The sequence below is a fragment of the Chordicoccus furentiruminis genome (genome assembly GCF_019355395.1).
Classification (GTDB): domain Bacteria; phylum Bacillota; class Clostridia; order Lachnospirales; family Lachnospiraceae; genus Chordicoccus; species Chordicoccus furentiruminis.
In genome coordinates, this window is record NZ_CP048829.1 from 1,072,157 (window position 1) to 1,090,784 (window position 18,628).

The following is an 18,628-nucleotide window of genomic DNA, read 5'->3' on the forward strand; positions in this document are numbered from 1 at the left end:
CCGCCCATCACCATCGGCCGGCTTACTCTTCCGCATGCTGTTTTTCAGATCGATACGGTTTAAAAAGGGTCAATCACTTTTCTTATGGGATAGGTGGTATCCCAGGTAATTTCAGGTAGCACCTGGCTGTACCAGTGTCAAGGTCATCCGGCCATTTATCCCTCCCGCCCAAAGGGCGTGAGCATAAAAGGCCTTCTTCCCCTGACACTGCTCCATCCAGGAGCGGCAGGGTAATCAAGGGGCGTAAGGACGCCCCGGCCCTTAAACCGGGCCAAAAACAGTTGCATAGAAAAAGGACCATCGTCTATAGTTGAGACTGTATTTCCTGGCAGAAGTGTACAAACTCAACAAGGCGGTGGCCCGTACATGAATTATACACATACTGAGTCCGATGGACAACTGGCATTCTCTGAAAACAGATATACTTTTTTAAGCATCCCCTCCCGGCTGGAAGGCTTTAATAATTCTGACACAAGCGTACACCGGGCAGCTTCCGGCCGCGAAGTGTTGTGCTTTAACGGCAAGCTCGATCTGGCGGATGCTGACCGCAGATGTCCAAAGTGTGGAAGCCGTATGCACATCAACGGTCACCGGGATCTTACGCTCCGGCATCTTTGCTTTGGCGGAAGCCTCAGTGCGATCCATTTTGACCGCGTGCAGCTCATCTGCAAATGCGGACATTCCCATATGCAGTCTGTTCCGTTCAAAGCAGACGGCCATCAGATATCTGTGGAACTGTACCAGTATACCAGGGATCTGTTGGCACTTGGCACTTACACGCTCAAGCAGGTAGCTGAGATCACCGGGCTCGGAAAGAACACGGTCAAAGCCTTAGACCTTAAGCGCCTGAAGGAGCTCTATACCATCGACGGCACGAAACTGATCAGACCGGAGCAGCCGGCAAAAATGCTTGCCATTGATGAGTTCAAGCTCCACAACGGCCACCGCTATGCCACCCACATCATAGATCTTGATACCGGCCATATCCTCTGGATCTCCCATGGGAAGAAAAAGCAGGTGGTCTATGACTTCATCGACCATGTCGGCCTGGAATGGATGGACTCTGTCGAGGCCGTCGCCTGCGACATGAACTCCGATTTCCAGGAGGCTTTTGAGGAAAAATGCCCCTGGATACAGCCGGTGTTCGATTACTTCCACATCGTAAAGAACTTCAACGACAAGGTGGTCAGTGAAGTCCGCAAGGACGAGCAGCGCCGCCTGTATGAGGAAGGCCTTATGGAGGAGGCAAGGGCTTTAAAAAAGACCCGTTACATCCTGATGTCAAGTCGATCAACGCTTCAGGCGAAAGATGCGCAAGCCAGGACAGGTGAGCCGATCAGCCGGTCCGGTTCCATCTTTCCCAAGGAAGAGTACGTCCGGAAAGAGGGTTATGAAGCAAGATATGACGAACTTCTCAGTCAGAACAAGCTTCTGTTCACGCTTGATCTGATTAAGGAGCGTCTGTCTCTTTCCTACACCCGCACTGATGAAGCCCGTATGGCGGATGACATCACCTGGATCATGGATACCTGCAGTGCATCCGGAAACAGTCATCTTCAGTGGTTCGGAAGACTCCTTGGAAACCACTTTGAGGGCATCATAGCCCATGCAACTTATAAAATCTCCTCTGGCAAGATGGAGGGCATCAACAACAAGATCAAAGTCTTACGGCGACAGGCCTACGGACTTCCGGATGACGATTATTTCTTCCTCAGGCTGTTTGACGCCAGCAGGAAGGGTTATATTCGCAACCCCTTATCCCATAAGATTTGTGATTGAAGCTTTAAAAAGAAAAGGACACTGACATGAAGGAAAAAGGAGCAGACAGAAAGATCGCCCTGCCCGATCAGGCGCTGTCAGACAGCTCGCTCTTCAGAGGGCTTTCCGCCTCCGAAGTACGGACGCTTCTCGGGGAGACGCCGCATGTGCTGCAGTATTATGAGAAGGAAGAGACGATCTTTCATCTGATGGATCCGGCTGAGCGCATCGGCATCGTGCTCAGCGGGCGCGTGCAGGCGCAGAAAGCCTTCCCGAACGGGAGCCAGATCAACGTATCGACCCGGGGACCAGGCGGGATGCTCGGGCCGGCAGCCGCATTTTCCGAATCAAGGGTCTATCCCTGTGACGTCGTCGCGCTCGAGTCCTCGACGATTCTGATGTTCCGGAGAGAGGATCTGCTCCGTCTGCTGCAGAAGGATCTCAGGATACTGGAGAACTTCACGACCGGCATTTCTTCCGCAGCCTATTACCTGCAGCAGCGGATCGAGCTGTACTCCTACCACGGCATCTCACAGAAAGCCGCCTTCTGGCTCCTCATCGAATGCCGGAAGCGCGGAAGCCGGACGGTTCCGGTTCCGGGATCCGTCACGCAGTGGGCCCTGCTGATGAATGTCTCACGCCCCTCCCTCCACCGGGAGCTGAAGAAAATGGAAGAGACGGGTCTGATCCGGTGCACGGACAAAAAAGTGGATATTCTCGATCCCGAAGCGCTTCAGGATCTTCTGAGCGGGTAAGCGGCTCACCTGTTCGCTCTTTGCGCTTCCGGCCGCTCCGGATCCGGCCCGGACGTCCCGCATCCGGAAGCCGGATCCGTTCAGTCCGCCGCCTCTCCGCCGTCGATTTCCTCGCGGTAATTGCCGAGGAAACGGAACTCGGGACAGTCCGCCTTCAGCGAGTCAAGAATCCCCTGCACCTTCGGATCCCTCACGGAGCCTTCGATATCAATATAGAAGCGGAACTCAAAATCCCGTCCTGGGATCGGCGCGCTCTCGATCTTCCAGAGGTTGATGTGTTCCCGGGCGAAACGGTCCAGCACGCCGGCGAGTGCGCCCGGCCGGTGCGGAAGGGAAAGGATCAGCGAGATCCGGTCCGCGTCCCCGCTCACCCGGGGTTCCTTCGCGATGCAGAGGAAACGGGTGTAGTTGTGATCGCTGTCCGCGATCCGGCGCTTCAGCACCTCAAGACCGTAGAGGTCCGCGCACTCCGGAGAGGAGATGGCCGCGATGCCCGGTTCTTCGGATCCGGCCACCATCCGGGCCGCCACCGCGGTGTTGAGACAGGGCACCTGTTTCACGTGCTCGCCGAGCGAGTGAAGAAACGCCGCGCACTGACCCAGCGCCTGCTCATGGGAGCAGACCGCGGTCAGATCCTTCAGCCGGGTGCCCGGCTTCGCCAGCAGCTGATGCCGGATTCTCAGACGGTAGCCGCGGACGATGGAGATGTCCTGCCTTCCCAGTATCTGATAGACCTGCTTCACGGATCCGTAGGTATTGTTCTCGATGGGGAGAAGCCCGAAGTCGCAGAGATCCTCTCTCACCGCCCTCGCGACGGCGTCGAAATTCCGAAAGTACAAGAAGCTCCCCTCCGGAAACAGCCGTTCGGCCGCGATCTGCGAATAGGCGCCCCGGATACCCTGACAGGCGATCACAAGTCCTCTTCCCCGGTTCGTTTCTTCCATAACCTCTCCTTTTCGTCCTCAGTCCGCGAGCGCCGCCCGGATTTTTCCGAGCCGCCGCGCCAGCCGCTCAAACGCGTCCGGCGTGATCGACTGCGGCCCGTCGCATCTTGCGTGAGCCGGATCATTGTGCACCTCAATGATGAGCCCGTCGGCGCCGGCCGCCACAGCCGCCTGCGCCATCGAGGGAACCAGCGCGGACCGTCCGGTGGCATGGCTCGGATCGATGATCACCGGGAGATGGGACAGCGTCTTGAGCGACGGGATGCAGGCAAGGTCGAGGGTGTTTCTCGTATAAGTCTCGAACGTCCGGATCCCCCGCTCGCAGAGGATCACGTTGGGATTGCCCCCGGCGAGAATGTACTCCGCGCTCATCAGCAGATCCTGATAGCTGGCGGCCATCCCTCTCTTTAGGAGAACCGGCTTTCTCGTTCTCCCGAGCGCCTTCAGCAGAGAGAAATTCTGCATGTTCCGTGCGCCGACCTGAAGGATATCAATGTCCTCGAACAGCGGAAGCTGGCTCGCGTCCATGATCTCCGTGCAGATCGGGAGGCCGGTGGCCTCTCTCGCCTTCAGCAGCAGCCGGATGCCTTCCGCCTCCAGTCCCTGAAAGGAGTAGGGCGAGGTGCGGGGCTTGAAGGCGCCGCCCCGGAGGACCGTCGCCCCGGCCGCCTTCACCGCCTTTGCGATGCCGACGATCTGCTCCTCGGACTCCACGGAGCAGGGTCCGGCGATCAGCGTGAGCGTGCCGCCCCCGATCACGGCATCTCCGACCCGGATCACCGTATCGGAGGGATGAAACTTGCGGTTTGCATTTTTATATGGCTCCTGAACCCGCTTCACATCCTCGACGATATCGAGCGCCGAGATCAGGTCCATGTCGATGGAAGACGTGTCGCCGATGAGGCCGAGAATCGTCTGGTGCTGCCCCACGGTGGGATGGACCTCGATATGGCGTTCCTTCAGCCACGACAGCAGATGATCGAGCTGGGCCCTGTCCGGATGTTCCTTCAGAATGACGATCATGTCTTACCTCCCTGACATAAAAAAGATCCCGCGGCCGGCTGACCTCGGGATCGGATGCTTTATGAATGATCTCCTGCGATTCTGGTCACGCCGACAAAACCTTACCCTTCGTAAAGGTAAAGCCCGCAAACCAGAAAAAGCCGAATGCAGAATGAGCGGAGATCTTCATGTGTTTCCTCCAGAAATTTGTCTTCTCAAACTTAGCACGCGCTCTCCCTGCTGTCAAGGCGGGAAATGCACCCGGCGCCGGAAGAAAAGGCCGTTTTCAGAGCACCGGCAGCTCGAAAAGATAGAAGAGACCGTCCGGATGGGCGCTGCCCTGCTCGACCGCGACGACCGCATGGGCCGACACCTCCGCGCCGGCCTTACGCGCCAGCTCTCTCAGCGCTTTCGTAGTGCCGCCCCCGCCGAAAACATCGTCCATGAGGAGGATCTTCTTTCCGGAAAGATACGCCGCGTCCTCCGGCGTCAGGCTCAGAGTCTGGTCCGCGTCGGTCGTCACCGAGCGGTATCCGGCCCGGACAGTGTTCGCCGGATCCGTGCTCTTCCGTGCTACGACCGTATGCGTCAGCTCCGGATGTATCCGGCTCCAGCGAACCGCGACCGCGTGCGCGAGCGCGTTGCTCTTCGAGACCGGGTTCAGGATTGTATCAAAGGACGCGCCGGCTTCCTCCATCAGACGGACCAGTTCGTCGGCTGCATGCTCAATCAGACTGACCTGACCGCTGATGTCGAGGAAACCGACCGTCCGGCCTCCGATCTTTTTGAACGGGAGGTCAAATACCCCGTCTCCCAGTGTGACCCGCAGCTTCTTTCCGTTCTCCGTATCCACCATCTCTGTTCTGACTCGTTCATCCATGCTTTTCCCTCCTGTATCTGTCTTTCCGTCCGGACCGCGTCTCCGGATCCGGCGGATCGTCGCCCGACGCGCCTCACCCGGTCCGCACGCCCCGGAGAATCCGTCCGCGGATCATCTCTGCCGATCCGGCATAGAGAAAACGGGCGAGTCGTTCCGGAAGCGTATAAGGCCGGAACTGCCTCAGCTCCCGGTCATCGATCACCAGTGCGTCGAAGTACATTCCCTCCGCGAAGCAGCCTGTATCCCCGAAGAAACGGCCGCCGCCCCGCGTCCCGAGATAGAATGCCTCCGTCAGCGTCAGCGGATCCGTGCGGCCGCTCACCTTGGAAACCAGCTGGGCATTCACGATCACCTGCCGCATGTCCAGCGTGTGGCCGCCGCCCACGTCGCTGCCGAGTCCCACGGGAATCCCTTTTCTCATGCATTCCCTGACATTCAGATAGCGGTCGTTCGGGATATGCACGATGGCGTCCGGACAGTACGCGAGGAACACGCCCCGCCGGGCCATCAGCGCAAGAGACTCTTCCTCCGCGTACGTACAGTGGGCCATCACGGTCGGCGTCTGACCGAACAGTCCGAACCGGTCCCAGACCCGCGCGTAGGTTCTCTCCTCCGGAAAGCGTTTTCTCACCGCCGCCGTATCAAATGGGTTCTCGTTCATGTGGGACTGCACCGGGAGGCCGTACCGCTTCGCGAGGCGGCCGAGCGCATCGAGCAGAGCCTCCGAGCAGGCCGGGATATATTCCGGGCTCAGAATGCAGCGGATCCGATCCTCCCCTTCGAGCGCGCGGATCAGCGTCTCCGTCCCCTGTACGGACGCCTCCGTTGTCTCCGGGGCCTGACCGTCTTCGCTGAAGTCGCTGTTCATCTTACCGACGAAGGCTTCGAGTCCTCTGCGCCGGAGATGACTGACGAGATTCAGTGCCGACGGGAGGTCCGAAGCCGTCATCATCACCGCGTGGAGCGAGCCGTACCGGAGAAGCTGATCCGTGAGCGCCGCGTTGACTCTCTCCGCGTTCTCCGGCTCCGCGTAGGCCTGCTCCGTCGGATGGCAGTACAGCCGGAACCACTCCTCTCCGGTCCTGTCGCAGCCGAGTCCGGCCATCGGAAGCTGGGCGGAATGCAGGTGGAGATCCGTAAAGGCCGGGATCACCAGCGCGTCCCCGAGCTCGACCGTCTCCGCACCTCCCTCCGTATCCGGCTTCTCCGGCCGGATCGACCGGATACGGCCGGCTGCATCCACGCTCACATACGCCGGTTCCATGACCTGTAAGGTATCCGGCTCCGGCGCGCTGACGAACCGGCCGTGAAAAACACGCCCTTTCCCGCTCCGTTCCGTCATGAAGCCTCCCCCGAGGCCCGCTTTGCCTTCTCCGTCCGCTGTCTTGCGCGGGACGTCCTGTGAAGCGAATAGACCGTGATACCGAGCAGCGTCGCCGCGTACGGAATCGCGGAGACAAACTGAACCGGCATGCCGAGCATCTGAAGCGAATTGCCGAGCGCGTTGGTCGCGCCGAAGAACAGCGCCGCCAGCGTGGTGCCCCAGGGCGTCATCTGGCCCATCGATTCCGCCGCCAGCGCGATGAAGCCGCGCCCGGCCGTCATGTTGGCCGTAAATCCGTCCATCTGGCCCATCGAGAGGTACGCGCCCCCGAAGCCCGCGAAGATACCGCTGATGAGCAGCGCAATATACCGGGTTCTCACGAGACGGATGCCTACACTCTCCGCCGCGTCCGGTGCCTCGCCGGCAGAGCGGATCTTCGTCCCGAGCGGCATCCTGTAGAGAATGAACCGGAGCAGAATCACGCCGAGGAACGCGAGATAGGTGAGCACGTTCTGGCCCGAGATGACGGCGCCGACGAAGGGAATCTCGCGGATCAGCGGGATGTCCAGCTTCGGCAGCATCACGCTCGGGATCGCGGTGGACGCCCCCTTCTGACCGGTCAGCAGGAAGAGGGCGAAGATCGTGATTCCCTTGGCGAGCATGTTGACCGCCAGGCCGCTCATCACGAAATGGGTCCCGAGATGGAGAATGAAATACGCCATCAGCATCGCCATCGCGACCGAGCATAGAACGGCGAACAGAAGCCCCATCCAGGCGTTCTGGAAAAGCGCCGAGAAACAGACGCCCGCAAAGGCCGCGGTCAGCATGCAGCCCTCGATTCCGATATTCGTCACGCCGGCGAGATCGGATACGACCGCCGCCATTCCGGCAAAAACCAGAGAGGTACTGACCCGGAATACAGAGAAGAGAAATGATTCGGAGCAGATAATTCGCAGCAGATTCATGTCGTCACCTCACGCTTGTCCTTCGTCTGATTCCTGCCGTCCCGCGGAACGCTTCAGCAGGAGGCGGTGTCTCCAGTGAACGAGGAAACCGGTCGCCGTCACAAGCAGCATCATGATACCCTGGACGATGTAGATCATCTCGTTGGGTACACTGGTCGTCCGGGCCATCACCTCGGTGCCCACGCGCATATACGCGAGGAACAGCGCACCGAGCGGCACGAGCGCCGGGTTATTGGCGGCAAGGATCGCAACAGTCATGCCGTCGAAGCCGTATCCCAGCGTGTCCTGCCACTGGAAGCGGTCGTACATCCCGAGTACCTCCACCGCGCCGCCGAAGCCGCCCAGTGCCGCCCCGATGATCTGGACCAGCATCAGCACGCCGAAGGTACTGAATCCCATCTCACCGGTGAACCGCGGATTGATGCCGGTCATCCGGATCGCGAAGCCTGTACGGGAGCGGTACATGAACTGATAGACCAGAACTGTCACGATCAGCGCGAGGATCAGACCCGAATGAACCTTCGTCCGGGGGATCAGCCCCGCGAGCTTGTCCGCCTCGGGGATCACCGCCGTCGCCACATTGCCCGAGCCCGGATCCCGGAACCGGTTCATGAACAGATACTGTCCGACGGCGATCACGATATAGTTGAACATCATCGAGACGACGAATTCATTCGCGCCCCATTTCGCCCTGAGGAAGCCCGGGAGCACGCCGCAGAGCGCGCCCAGCGCCGTCGCCGCCAGAATCGCGAGCACGGTCGCCCCGACCCCCTGGAACGGACAATAGATCGTGACCAGAGCGGCCAGAAAACCGCCTATATAGAAGGCTCCGTCCGCGATCAGGCTGAACTGCTTCGCCTGAAACATCACGCAGGCGGCGAGTCCCGTGAACAGGATCGGGATCGCGGCCTCCAGCACGTTGCCGAACCGGCGCAGTGTGGAGAACGGACCCGTCACGAAGGTAAAGATCGCCTCCAGCGGTTCTTTGCTCACACACGCGATGATGATAAAGGTGATCCCGACGGAGATCAGAATCGCGAGCATCGTCCGCGTGAACTGAAAGAGGTTTTCATCCCGCCGGTTCTGCTCGTAGCTGCTTCTCTTTTCTGTCTTCATGCTTCCGCCATCCTCTTTCTGATCTCATCCGGCTCCTGATGCTTCACGCCGAGCATGTAGAACCCGAGCTCCTCCTCACTGACGGACCGGACGTCGCCAAAGAACGCCGCCAGCTGCCCATCATACATCACCGCGATCCGGTCGCTCACCTCCAGCACCTCGTTGAGATCCGAGGAGACAAGGATGACGCCCGCTCCCCTGTCTCTGAGCGCGATGATGCTGGCATGAATGAACTGCATCGCGCCCACATCGACGCCGCGGGTCGGCTGGTTGGCGATCAGAAGCTTCGGCTCGTCCGAGAGTTCCCGGGCGATGACCACCTTCTGCATGTTGCCGCCGGAAAGCATCCGGACCGGCTGCTTCATCGAATCGGCGCGGATTGCGTAGGCCCGGATCTGCTCCTCCGTGAACCGCTCGCTCTTCTTCCTGTCGATGAACGGACCCTTCATCATCCGGCCGTTCAGCAGCTTGTCCGCGATGATGTTGCTCTCGATGCTGGCTTCTCCCGCCGTCCCCTGGCCGATCCGGTCCTCGGAGATGTAGGAAATGCCGAGTTCCCGGATCTTCCGGAGACTCAGTCCGCGAATCTCCCGGTTCTCCAGCAGAATCTCGCCGTTCTCGGTCCGCCGGAGTCCCGCGATGCACTCCACCAGCTCCTGCTGTCCGTTGCCCTCGACCCCCGCGATGCCGAGAATCTCGCCCCTGCGGATCGAAAGACTGACACTCTTCAGCCTCGCGACGCCGTCCTCGAACGCGCTGAGGTTCCGGACCGACAGCATCTCTTCTCCCGGCTTCGCCGGTTCCTTCCGGGTCTGGTTCACCGCGTCCCGTCCGATCATCAACTTCGAGATGTCGCCCTCGTTCATACCGGCGGTTTCGTAGCAGCCGACGGAATGGCCGTGCTTCATGATCGTGATCCGGTCGCAGATTTCCTTCACCTCGTTCAGCTTGTGTGAGATGAAGATGATCGTGTGTCCGTTCTTCTTGAAGAGCTCCAGCTCACGGAAAAGCTCCTCGGTTTCCTGCGGCGTCAGGACGGCGGTAGGCTCGTCGAGGATCAGGATCCGGGCGCCCCGGATCAGAGCCTTCAGGATCTCGATCTTCTGCTTGGTACCCACCGAGAGATCCCTCACCACATCCGAAGGATTCAGCTGGAAGTGATAGAGATCCGAGAGTTCCTTCGTCCGCTTCACCTCGGTCTCCCGGTCGATCAGTCCGTGCCTTGTCCGCGGCTCGTCTCCGAGAAAGACATTCTCCGCCACCGTCATCGAGGGAACCAGCGCGTAGTGCTGATGGACCATGCCGATTCCGTACCCGATGGCCTGCATCGGGGAATGAATCTCGATCGCCTTCCCGTCAAGGAGAATGCTGCCTTCGTCGGCCTGCTGTCCGCCGAACAGAATATTCATCAGAGTGGACTTGCCCGCGCCGTTCTCCCCGATCAGACCGTGAATCTCTCCCTTTCTCACGGAGAAATGCACCTGCCGGTTGGCCACGATGCCATTGGCATAGACCTTCGTGATGTCCTTCATCTCAAGTATCGGTGTTTCGCTGCTCATCTGCGGCCTCCGGATCTTCTGAAAATACACCGGCGGCGGGCCGGCGCCTCTCAGGCCGCCGGCCCGCCGCATGAATTTCCTGCTTACTGAACCTTGGATACGATCTTTGCGATCTCATCGTTCGTCTTTCCGAAAGCGGTGTCAACCGTGATCTCGCCGGAGACGATCTTCTTCGAGGCGTCCTCGATGTCCGCCCGGACATTTTCCGGAACCAGCTTCTCATAGAACTCGTTCTCGCTCAGGCCGACAGCGCCGTCCGCAAGACCCAGCGTCTCGGACTTGCCCCACGGCAGCTTGCCTTCCGCGTTCAGATCGAAGGCTCTGACGAGAGAATTGTCCACCCGCTTCATCACGGACGCCGGGATGTGATTTGCCTTCTCCGGATCGGAGTCCTTGTAAAGCATCGCCTGATCGGAATCCACGCCGATCGCCCACTTGCCGGTCTCTTTCGCCGCGTCCAGCGTACCCACACCGGAAGCGCCGGCCGCCGTGAAGACGACGTCTGCATTTCCCTGATTATAATCGGCCAGCGACATTTCCTTGCAGGTCGCGCTGTCCGAATAGCTGTTGACATAGCCTGTCAGCACCTTGATGTCCTTGTTGGCGTACTGCGCGCCCTGAATATAGCCCAGCATGAAGTCGTCAATGACCGAGCCCTGCATGCCGCCGAGGAAGCCGATGGTATTGGTCTCGGTCATCTCGCCCGCCATCACGCCGGCAAGGAAGGATCCCTCGTTCTGCTTGTAGTTGATGCTGTAGACGTTGGAATAGTCGCCCTTGTCATAGTCGACGGAAGCGTCGAAGAGAATGTACTTTGTATCCGGATAGTCCGGCGCCACATTCTGAATCGGCTCCTGCGACTGCCATCCGGATCCGATGATGATGTCGTAGCCTTCATCCGAGGCGTCAAGGAAATTGCCTTCATACTTGCTGGAGTCCGAGCCCATCTCGATCACCTGGCAGGTCACGTTGTGCTTCTTCTCGACCTCCTTCATGCCCTCGTTCGCGGAATCGAGGAAGGACATGTCGCCCAGATTCCCGGTGAGGAGAAGCGCGACCTTCAGCGGCTTCTCGTCCGCGGCGGCCTCAACCGCCGAAGAAGCCGACGCGGCGCCGCTCTCCGCGGCAGACGATACATCGCTCGCCGCGTACACCGCCGCTCCGGTACTGAACGTCATAAGCGCCGACATCGTCAGTGCAGTGATTGCAAGTCCCTTTTTCTTCATATGCTGCCTCCTTCTGTCTCTGCTGATCCGGCCCTCTGTCAGCCAGACGCCCGCCGCCGACTGTACATCATCGCTTCACCGCGGCAAAGTAAAGTGTGCATCGGAGTCCGATCACGGCCCGGCGCACCACATCCCGGATGCGGACCGCCTCTGTAAGAGCCGTGTAAATGCGAACGATCCCTCCTTGCAATATACTGTATTTTGTTTCATGAATCAATATGTTGACAGAATCCCATCCTTTTGTACCTGTGGATATACATGTTTTCTAATTTGTATCTTTGTAGTAAAATGCAGTCCATAATAAAGGCCGCTCGGGACAGGCACCTCCTCCGGCCGGAAAGGACGTTCATTTATGTCAACACCTCATAACAGCGCAGAAGTCGGCGACATCGCCAGAATCGTTCTGATGCCGGGTGACCCGAACCGGGCGGAGAAGCTCGCGAAGGAGTGGCTCGACAGTCCGCATCTCTACACAAAGGTCCGCGGCATTCTCGGCTTCACGGGCACCTACAAGGGATTTCCCGTCTCCGTTCAGGCAAGCGGCATGGGGATCCCTTCCATCGCCATCTACTCATGGGAGCTCTATCATGTCTACGGCGTCGACGCGGTGATCCGGATCGGCACCTGCGGCGGCATGGTTCCGAAGGTGAGGATGGGGGATCTCGTACTCGCCGAGGGTTCCTCCACGGACAGCAATTTCGGCGCGGGCTTCCACGCCTCCGGCCAGATTTCCGCCATCGCGGACTGGGATCTGCTGGAGACGGCCGTGCAGACCGCGCGGGAGCAGAAGGTCCGCTTCCATGTGGGCAATGTCGCGAGCGGCGATACCTTCTACGAGGAGACCGATACGCTTGAGGGATGGGCCAAGATGGGCTGTCTCGCGGGAGAGATGGAGTCCTACGGCCTCTATCTGAACGCCGCGCGGGCCTCGAAGCGTGCGCTGGCGATTCTCACCGTCACCGATGAGATGTACGCGGATACCCACGCCTCCATCGAGGACCGGGAGAACGCCTATGTGCACATGGGCCGCGTCGCGCTGGAGACAGCCGTGAAAATGTACCGGTCCGGCCTGATCGGAGGCGCGAAGCCGTGAAACGGATCCTTGTGTTCGGCTCCACCTGCGTGGACATCATCATCCGCCTGCCGCACCTTCCTTCCACCGGCGAAGACATCGAGCCGTCGTATCAGCATTTTTCCATCGGCGGCTGCGCCTGCAACGTGGCCCACATCGGCCACTCGCTCGGCGTGCCGCTGACCTTCGTCACGCCGGTCGGCACCGGCATGTTCGGAGATTATGTCTGGCATCATCTCACGGCTCTCGGCCTCAGCGGACCCGTCCGCGTCCCGGACCGGGACAACGGCTGCTGCTACTGTTACGTGGAAGATTCCGGCGAACGCACCTTTCTCGCGGTTCACGGCGCGGAGTACACCTTCGATCCGGCATGGTTCGATCAGATGGATACCTCCTCGTTCGACTACGCGTACATCAGCGGTTTCGAGGTGGAGGAGCCGACCGGTCCCGCCCTGATCGACTTCATGTCGTCTCTCCGCGCCGAAACGGTGTACGCGCCGAACGCCCGCTCGGCCAGCATCGACAGGCGCATTCACGAAGCCGTCTACCGGCTTCACCCGATTCTGCATATCAATGAGTCGGAGGCTTACATTCTGTCCGGCCTCAGCCGGAGCGCCTGCACGCCGGAGGAAGCGGCCTCCGCGCTTTACCAGCGGACAGGCAACACTGTCATCGTCACCCGCGGCGCGAAGGGAACGCTCTGGGCCGGACCGGACGGCTCGCTGCACCGGATGTACGGACGCCCCGCGAAGGTGGCGGACACGATCGGCGCCGGTGATTCCCACGCCGGATCCGTGCTCGCCGGTCTCTCAATGGAATGGCCGCTCGAGGACTGCATGAAGCTCGCCACGCTTCTCTCCTCCGCGACCGTGAGCATCGAGGGCGGCCAGCTGCCGGCGGATACGATCCGCCGTCTCTTCACGGAGATGGGCCGGAAAACGCAGGCGGAGGGGTGAAGGAGACCGCCCGGAGCACTCAGTTTAACGGCAGGATCCCGCCGGACCGATACCAGACCGTATCGGATCGGCGGGATCCTTACGTTCTTTTCTTCTATGCTTCAGGTCATTCGCGGCCCCAGAAACTTATCTCCGTTCAGATGAATCATATGGTCAGGAAAATCTGAAATCCAAACTTCTGTCTCCCATGCCAAATCAGAGCTGAACTTTTTGTATACGTCACGATCCTGAAAAGCTGTCACAAAAATCTTTCCGGATTTCACATTTTTCGTCATATCCTGAATTTCGATGATTCGTTGAGGGCTCATTGGTCCTACACTTGTGACCGCTTCCACAAAATAGATCCAGTCCTTGTCCTGCCTGTATAAAACAACATCCGGCATTTTGTCATGCAAAGTAATTTCAAAGCCCAGTGATTTCAGTTTGCTGACATCTTTTATCAGGTCTTTCCGGATCGTATCTCCAACATAGAGACATTCGCATCCGGGCGCAAAACGCGGAGCGAACTGTTCAAGAATCGCTCTTTGCAATGCATTGTGCTTGCCGGGACTGAAGTTCAGTTCTTTCCCATTGATTCGGACAGGCATCATTTCCATCGCTTTCCTGCTTGTATATTTATCAATCAGCGACTGATGATACAGTCTGAATCTTTCCAACGATCGTTCCCATCTTGACGAATCAAAGTCACGAATCAGTTTCAATGATTCGTCCGTGATCCGATAACGATAATTGGGACTGTTTGTAGCTTGTCCATTGTCTTCTATCAATGCGCTTTCCCTGAACTGATGCATACACTCCTTGCGAATGGCTTCACGCGTGTTTTCGGCATAAATCTTTCCATAGTTTTCTCCTGTGAATTGCAGCACATCATGTATTCGAATCCAATCGTTTGTGGCATCATTCCAATGATCAGATGGCTTCATATGTGCCAGCGTCAGAAGAGTGTAAGCCGCAATATCTGACTGTTGTTTCCCGGGCATGCCGAAGGATTTTAAGAAAATCTTCGCTTCACTGACTTTATCCATGATATGCGGCTCCTTTCAATATCCTGTCACATGTTTCTGTTGACAGATCCTCAGCATCAAGAAGCTGTTTTCCGATTTCCTCTATATCCGCAATCGGCGGGACCGGAATGTGGTTTATTTCCGTACTGTTCACCTGCGTACTGCCGTTCAAAATCCGATAAAACAGATCAAACAAGGTAGAGTTAAGCAATGCATATATGCCATAAGTCAGGGGTGCGCTCATCTCTTCCCTGTCCACCCTGTCAATATAATTTATTTTATTTTGTGTTCCTATGAATTTATACTGTGAAAAATCTTTCGCCAGATAAATCCCACATTGCAGCCTGCGGCGTTCCTCTTTAGCCGTAAATCGTTTGCAAAATACATAATTCTGATTTTTCTGTATCAGTCCCGGTTTTGAATCTGCGATCCAATCGTACTCTTTTCCTGTAGGATTATGATTTACCCGTCCGTCTTTTATGTTCTGGCTATAAAATAGCGGCAGGATATGCTCGCCGGGTTCCTTTTTTAATTCTTTCCATTGGCGAAAATCGACGACGATACCTGTATGCATTTTCAGGCCTTCGTCCGGCAGCGTCTTAGTGTATCGGTTTATCATTTTAATTACTTCGACATCTTTCTGTGATGTCGGAAGATACACATATAAGCGATCGCCCGAAACAATCGCATTGTATGGAACATTGATTTCTTCGATTTCATTAAAATCATCATTCGTCTGCGTCGATGAAATCTTTACGTATGCAGGTGCTTTTTTTTCTTTCCTGACCTTTATGATCATGGTCTCCTGAAGAACCTGTTCCTGATTGAAAACCTTATCCCTGCTCACAAATAAATGGATTTGCTCCAGCTTTCCTTCATCCAGGAAATACCTTCTGAATGTTTTGAAATACTCACCGGATGTCCAGCTGCGGGGAATGATATAAACCATCTCACAGCCCGGTTTCAGATTAAATAAAGACATGGAAGCAAAAAGGAAATACATGTTTGGGGCTCCGTAGACGACCGTTGGCATGGCCATTGCCGCCGGATCATTCCGTCCGATCCTGAGATAAGGCGGATTTCCAATGACCAAATCATATTTTTCAAGTGCCTTCCCAGCAAATAGAGTTCTTTCAAAATCATCTGCCTGAGACAAAATATAGTCATCTTCATGGACAGCAAACGAGAAGTCTATCGGCGAATGCTCCTTTATGTATCGCAAATTATGATGCAGAACAGGCAATACATCCTGATCGTTCTCATAACACGTTAAGGAGATTGATTTCACTCTGTTCTCGTCAATCATACGATCAACCAAAGCGGCCGAGAGGATACCTGTCCCTGCTCCGGGATCCAGAATGTCAACATGGATTCCTATATTTGAAAGATCAAACATAGAGGCCATGAAGACAGCCGTTTCCTTTGAAGTAAAAAACTGTCCTTTTTTCTTTCTGACAGTCTTTGGCATTTTTTCAAGAAAATCCGCCGTCTGAAACAGGATATAGTCAAGCATAAAAGTCACTCCTTCAAAGGTGCGCGTATGAAGCTCATCAAATATTATGCCACAACGAATATGCGCAGGCAAACAGCTTGAAATGCACGATTTTTATCCGATTCTCTCAGCAAAGCATGCTTCAGCGCTTCAGCAGAGCGGTTATCCGGGGGATCCATCCTTCCATAAAAAAGAGCGGCCGCAGCCGCTCCGTCTTTTCCTGTCTTTCGCTTTATTCCTCCCGGTCCCGTTCCGTCTGGCGCTCCGCGCGCTCCTCCGCCAGCTTTCTGGACTTCGTCACGCGTTCCTTCACCTCCGTCAGTGTCTCGCCCTGCTGGATCTGCAGATCGACACCGGTGTCGTTGGGCTCATCGTCCTGGAAGCGGTAATCCTTCCCCGGCAGGATCGCATTCAGAAGGATGCCGACGAGAGAACCCACCGCAAGTCCGGAAAGCCCGATCGTCAGAGCGCCGGCCTTGAACGTGATGGCGCCGGAAGCTGAATAGTTGATGCCGATGGAAAGGACAAGAATCAGCGCCGCGATGATGACATTGCGGCTCTTCGTGAAATCCACGCGTGTCTCAACGATGTTCCGCACGCCGACCGCGGAAATCATGCCGTAAAGGACCAGCGAGATGCCGCCCATCGTCGCGGCCGGCATCACCTCGATGATCGCCGCGAACTTCGGGCAGAAGGACAGCAGCACCGCGTAGACGGCGGCGAGGCGGATCACCCTCGGGTCATAGACACGGGTCAGCGTCAGCACGCCGGTATTCTCGCCGTAGGTCGTATTGGCCGGCGCGCCGAAGAGCGAAGCGACCACCGTCGCCAGCCCGTCGCCGGTCAGCGTCCGGTGCAGTCCCGGATCCTGAATGAAGTTCTTTCCGACGGTTGAGGAGATCGCCGAGATATCGCCGATATGCTCCATCATCGTCGCGAAGGAAATCGGAAGAATCGTGATCACGGACGTCAGCAGCAGACCCCGGTCCGCATGTCCGCTTGCGAGAAGGCCGAACACCGTATCCTTCCAGATGACCGGCGAGCCGATCCACGCGGCCTTCGCCACCGGAGCGAAATCCACGTTGCCGGTGAGTGCGGCGACCAGATAGGACGCGAGCACGCCCATGATGATCGGGATGATCTTGATCATCCCGCGTCCCCAGATATTGCAGATGATGATCACCACGATGGCGACCAGCGCGATGCCCCAGTTGGTCTCACAGTTATCGACCGCCGACTTCGACAGGTTCAGTCCGATGGCAATGATGATCGGCCCGGTGACGATCGGCGGAAAGTACCGCATGACACGGTTCGCGCCGAAGGCCCTGAAGAGCGCGGCCAGCACCAGATACATCAGCCCCGCCACCGCGACGCCGAAGCAGGCGTAAGGCAGCAGATTTTCCTCGCCGTGCGGCGCAATCGCCGCGTAGCCGGCAAGAAACGCGAAGGACGATCCGAGGAACGCGGGCACCTTCCGTTTGGAAATCAGATGAAAAAGCAGTGTTCCGAGTCCGGCGAACAGCAGCGTCGTCGAAACCGGCAGTCCTGTCAGCACCGGCACCAGCACCGTGGCGCCGAACATCGCGAACATATGCTGCAGTCCGAGAACGGCCATCCGCCCCTTTCCCAGCACTCTTGCGTCGTAGACCGGACTGTCTCCGATCGCTTTCTTCTGATAACTCATTGTCTCCTCCTCTTAAGATGCAAAGTCACAACAGGCTGCTATAGTGAGACCGTGATCCGGTCCTGCTACCATTTGTATGAAAATGCATGCCGCACCGCAAAATCAGCGTCCCGCAGATCCGGTCCGCGAAACGCTGAATCATCAGACTGGCTCATCTGTCCGGGACTCATGCCTGAGCAGCTGAAAAACCACAATATACATCACCGCGACAAACAGAACGAACACCACAGTGGAAAGCCCCGTTCCGATCATCGCACAGGAATCATAGAAACCGTGAAGAAAGACGGCGAGCAGATATCCTGCTGCGAGATTGACCGCCGACCTGCCGCGTTCCCCGCGGTCCGCGCAGAGACGCGCCCGGCCGTAGAAACAGCCGAACACAACGGCGAAGCCGAGATGGCCGGGAATCGAAAGGATCGCCCGCGGAAACGCCACCGTGAGACCGTAATCGAAGACATATTTGACGTTCTCGAAGGCCGCGAAGCCCAGCGAGACGAACGCCGCGTACACGACGCCGTCGAAGCGGTAGTTGAAGTTCGGGTCGTTCCACGTCCGCCTGTAAAGCAGCACATATTTAGAACCTTCTTCCGCCGCTGCCACGACCAGAAAGGCGAGAAGGATCACATAAGTCGGACTGCCGCTGCTGATCTTCGAGTGATTGAGAATCGCCTCGCCGATCATCTCGAGCACGATGGAGATGAGGGCTGCGATCACGCCCTGTCCCGCAAGGGACCAGAGCAGTTCCGGCGGCTCCTTCTCCACGGTATCCATCTGATAGATATAGCGCATCAGAAAGACTGCGGGGATCACGGCCGCTGAGATGTAGATGAACAGAATCCAGCCGATCGGCATCAGAAAAAACATCATTCGTTCCCTCCCCCCGGACGCATT

Annotated in this window: 16 protein-coding genes; 4 read left to right on the forward strand and 12 right to left on the reverse strand. The window is 57.4% G+C overall.

Annotation, left to right across the window (positions count from 1 at the left end; all coding sequences use genetic code 11):
- Positions 1-366: 366 nt before the first annotated feature.
- Both G4C92_RS05110 and G4C92_RS05115 read left to right on the forward strand, forming a co-directional pair.
- On the forward strand, positions 367-1,779 hold the full coding sequence (locus tag G4C92_RS05110; RefSeq protein WP_408611719.1) for an ISL3 family transposase: 1,413 nt from the start codon (positions 367-369) through the stop codon (positions 1,777-1,779).
- 26 nt (positions 1,780-1,805) lie between these two features.
- Positions 1,806-2,513 carry a Crp/Fnr family transcriptional regulator gene (locus G4C92_RS05115; protein ID WP_274941508.1) on the forward strand — a complete coding sequence of 236 codons (708 nt, stop codon included), beginning with the start codon at positions 1,806-1,808 and terminating at the stop codon, positions 2,511-2,513.
- Between the two features lie 80 nt (positions 2,514-2,593).
- Here the strand turns inward: G4C92_RS05115 and G4C92_RS05120 are convergent, their stop codons facing one another.
- The 8 genes from G4C92_RS05120 to G4C92_RS05155 all read right to left on the reverse strand — a co-directional run bounded on the left by G4C92_RS05120 (position 2,594) and on the right by G4C92_RS05155 (position 11,529).
- Complete coding sequence (locus G4C92_RS05120; RefSeq protein ID WP_274941509.1) at positions 2,594-3,457, reverse strand: prephenate dehydratase; 864 nt, start codon at positions 3,455-3,457, stop codon at positions 2,594-2,596.
- Positions 3,458-3,475: 18 nt separating this feature from the next.
- Positions 3,476-4,480, reverse strand: coding sequence for a 3-deoxy-7-phosphoheptulonate synthase (gene aroF, locus G4C92_RS05125; RefSeq protein ID WP_274941510.1), 1,005 nt, complete (start codon positions 4,478-4,480; stop codon positions 3,476-3,478).
- A 265-nt stretch (positions 4,481-4,745) separates the two neighbouring features.
- Entirely contained in the window at positions 4,746-5,339 is a 594-nt protein-coding gene (locus tag G4C92_RS05130; RefSeq protein ID WP_274941511.1) for a phosphoribosyltransferase family protein, read from the reverse strand.
- Positions 5,340-5,412: 73 nt separating this feature from the next.
- Positions 5,413-6,681, reverse strand: a complete 1,269-nt coding sequence (locus G4C92_RS05135) for an amidohydrolase family protein (RefSeq protein ID WP_274941512.1) — start codon at positions 6,679-6,681, stop codon at positions 5,413-5,415.
- Positions 6,678-7,628, reverse strand: a complete 951-nt coding sequence (locus G4C92_RS05140; RefSeq protein WP_274941513.1) for an ABC transporter permease — start codon at positions 7,626-7,628, stop codon at positions 6,678-6,680. The genes G4C92_RS05135 and G4C92_RS05140 overlap by 4 nt, the downstream gene beginning before the upstream one ends.
- 9 nt (positions 7,629-7,637) lie before the next feature.
- Positions 7,638-8,744 carry an ABC transporter permease gene (locus G4C92_RS05145; protein WP_274941514.1) on the reverse strand — a complete coding sequence of 369 codons (1,107 nt, stop codon included), beginning with the start codon at positions 8,742-8,744 and terminating at the stop codon, positions 7,638-7,640.
- On the reverse strand, positions 8,741-10,303 hold the full coding sequence (locus tag G4C92_RS05150; protein WP_274941515.1) for an ABC transporter ATP-binding protein: 1,563 nt from the start codon (positions 10,301-10,303) through the stop codon (positions 8,741-8,743). The genes G4C92_RS05145 and G4C92_RS05150 overlap by 4 nt, the downstream gene beginning before the upstream one ends.
- Positions 10,304-10,386: 83 nt before the next feature.
- A complete protein-coding gene (locus G4C92_RS05155; RefSeq protein ID WP_274941516.1) occupies positions 10,387-11,529 on the reverse strand; it encodes a BMP family lipoprotein in 1,143 nt (380 codons plus the stop codon).
- Positions 11,530-11,881: 352 nt separating this feature from the next.
- Between G4C92_RS05155 and deoD the strand changes: the two genes are divergently transcribed.
- Together deoD and G4C92_RS05165 are read left to right on the forward strand one after the other, a co-directional pair.
- On the forward strand, positions 11,882-12,622 hold the full coding sequence (deoD, locus tag G4C92_RS05160; RefSeq protein ID WP_274941517.1) for a purine-nucleoside phosphorylase: 741 nt from the start codon (positions 11,882-11,884) through the stop codon (positions 12,620-12,622).
- On the forward strand, positions 12,619-13,557 hold the full coding sequence (locus G4C92_RS05165; RefSeq protein WP_274941518.1) for a carbohydrate kinase family protein: 939 nt from the start codon (positions 12,619-12,621) through the stop codon (positions 13,555-13,557). Before deoD ends, G4C92_RS05165 begins: the two co-directional genes overlap by 4 nt.
- A gap of 101 nt (positions 13,558-13,658) precedes the next feature.
- Here the strand turns inward: G4C92_RS05165 and G4C92_RS05170 are convergent, their stop codons facing one another.
- The 4 genes from G4C92_RS05170 to G4C92_RS05185 form a co-directional block, all read right to left on the reverse strand.
- Positions 13,659-14,582, reverse strand: coding sequence for a BsuBI/PstI family type II restriction endonuclease (locus tag G4C92_RS05170; protein WP_274941519.1), 924 nt, complete (start codon positions 14,580-14,582; stop codon positions 13,659-13,661).
- Positions 14,575-16,074, reverse strand: a complete 1,500-nt coding sequence (locus tag G4C92_RS05175; protein WP_274941520.1) for an Eco57I restriction-modification methylase domain-containing protein — start codon at positions 16,072-16,074, stop codon at positions 14,575-14,577. The genes G4C92_RS05170 and G4C92_RS05175 overlap by 8 nt, the downstream gene beginning before the upstream one ends.
- Positions 16,075-16,285: 211 nt before the next feature.
- Positions 16,286-17,737 carry a uracil-xanthine permease family protein gene (locus G4C92_RS05180; RefSeq protein WP_274941521.1) on the reverse strand — a complete coding sequence of 484 codons (1,452 nt, stop codon included), beginning with the start codon at positions 17,735-17,737 and terminating at the stop codon, positions 16,286-16,288.
- Positions 17,738-17,878: 141 nt separating this feature from the next.
- Entirely contained in the window at positions 17,879-18,604 is a 726-nt protein-coding gene (locus G4C92_RS05185; protein ID WP_274941522.1) for a PrsW family intramembrane metalloprotease, read from the reverse strand.
- Between the last annotated feature and the right edge of the window lie 24 nt (positions 18,605-18,628).

Excerpts from the sequence above, each read along its gene's own strand:
- G4C92_RS05155 (WP_274941516.1), bottom strand. The coding sequence starts at position 11,529 with ATGAAGAAAAAGGGACTTGCAATCACTGCACTGACGATGTCGGCGCTT.
- G4C92_RS05130 (WP_274941511.1), bottom strand. The coding sequence starts at position 5,339 with ATGGATGAACGAGTCAGAACAGAGATGGTGGATACGGAGAACGGAAAG.
- G4C92_RS05150 (WP_274941515.1), bottom strand. The coding sequence starts at position 10,303 with ATGAGCAGCGAAACACCGATACTTGAGATGAAGGACATCACGAAGGTC.
- G4C92_RS05170 (WP_274941519.1), bottom strand. The coding sequence starts at position 14,582 with ATGGATAAAGTCAGTGAAGCGAAGATTTTCTTAAAATCCTTCGGCATG.
- G4C92_RS05180 (WP_274941521.1), bottom strand. The coding sequence starts at position 17,737 with ATGAGTTATCAGAAGAAAGCGATCGGAGACAGTCCGGTCTACGACGCA.
- deoD (WP_274941517.1), top strand. The coding sequence starts at position 11,882 with ATGTCAACACCTCATAACAGCGCAGAAGTCGGCGACATCGCCAGAATC.
- G4C92_RS05135 (WP_274941512.1), bottom strand. The coding sequence starts at position 6,681 with ATGACGGAACGGAGCGGGAAAGGGCGTGTTTTTCACGGCCGGTTCGTC.
- G4C92_RS05185 (WP_274941522.1), bottom strand. The coding sequence starts at position 18,604 with ATGATGTTTTTTCTGATGCCGATCGGCTGGATTCTGTTCATCTACATC.
- G4C92_RS05115 (WP_274941508.1), top strand. The coding sequence starts at position 1,806 with ATGAAGGAAAAAGGAGCAGACAGAAAGATCGCCCTGCCCGATCAGGCG.
- aroF (WP_274941510.1), bottom strand. The coding sequence starts at position 4,480 with ATGATCGTCATTCTGAAGGAACATCCGGACAGGGCCCAGCTCGATCAT.
- G4C92_RS05110 (WP_408611719.1), top strand. The coding sequence starts at position 367 with ATGAATTATACACATACTGAGTCCGATGGACAACTGGCATTCTCTGAA.
- G4C92_RS05145 (WP_274941514.1), bottom strand. The coding sequence starts at position 8,744 with ATGAAGACAGAAAAGAGAAGCAGCTACGAGCAGAACCGGCGGGATGAA.
- G4C92_RS05175 (WP_274941520.1), bottom strand. The coding sequence starts at position 16,074 with ATGCTTGACTATATCCTGTTTCAGACGGCGGATTTTCTTGAAAAAATG.
- G4C92_RS05140 (WP_274941513.1), bottom strand. The coding sequence starts at position 7,628 with ATGAATCTGCTGCGAATTATCTGCTCCGAATCATTTCTCTTCTCTGTA.
- G4C92_RS05120 (WP_274941509.1), bottom strand. The coding sequence starts at position 3,457 with ATGGAAGAAACGAACCGGGGAAGAGGACTTGTGATCGCCTGTCAGGGT.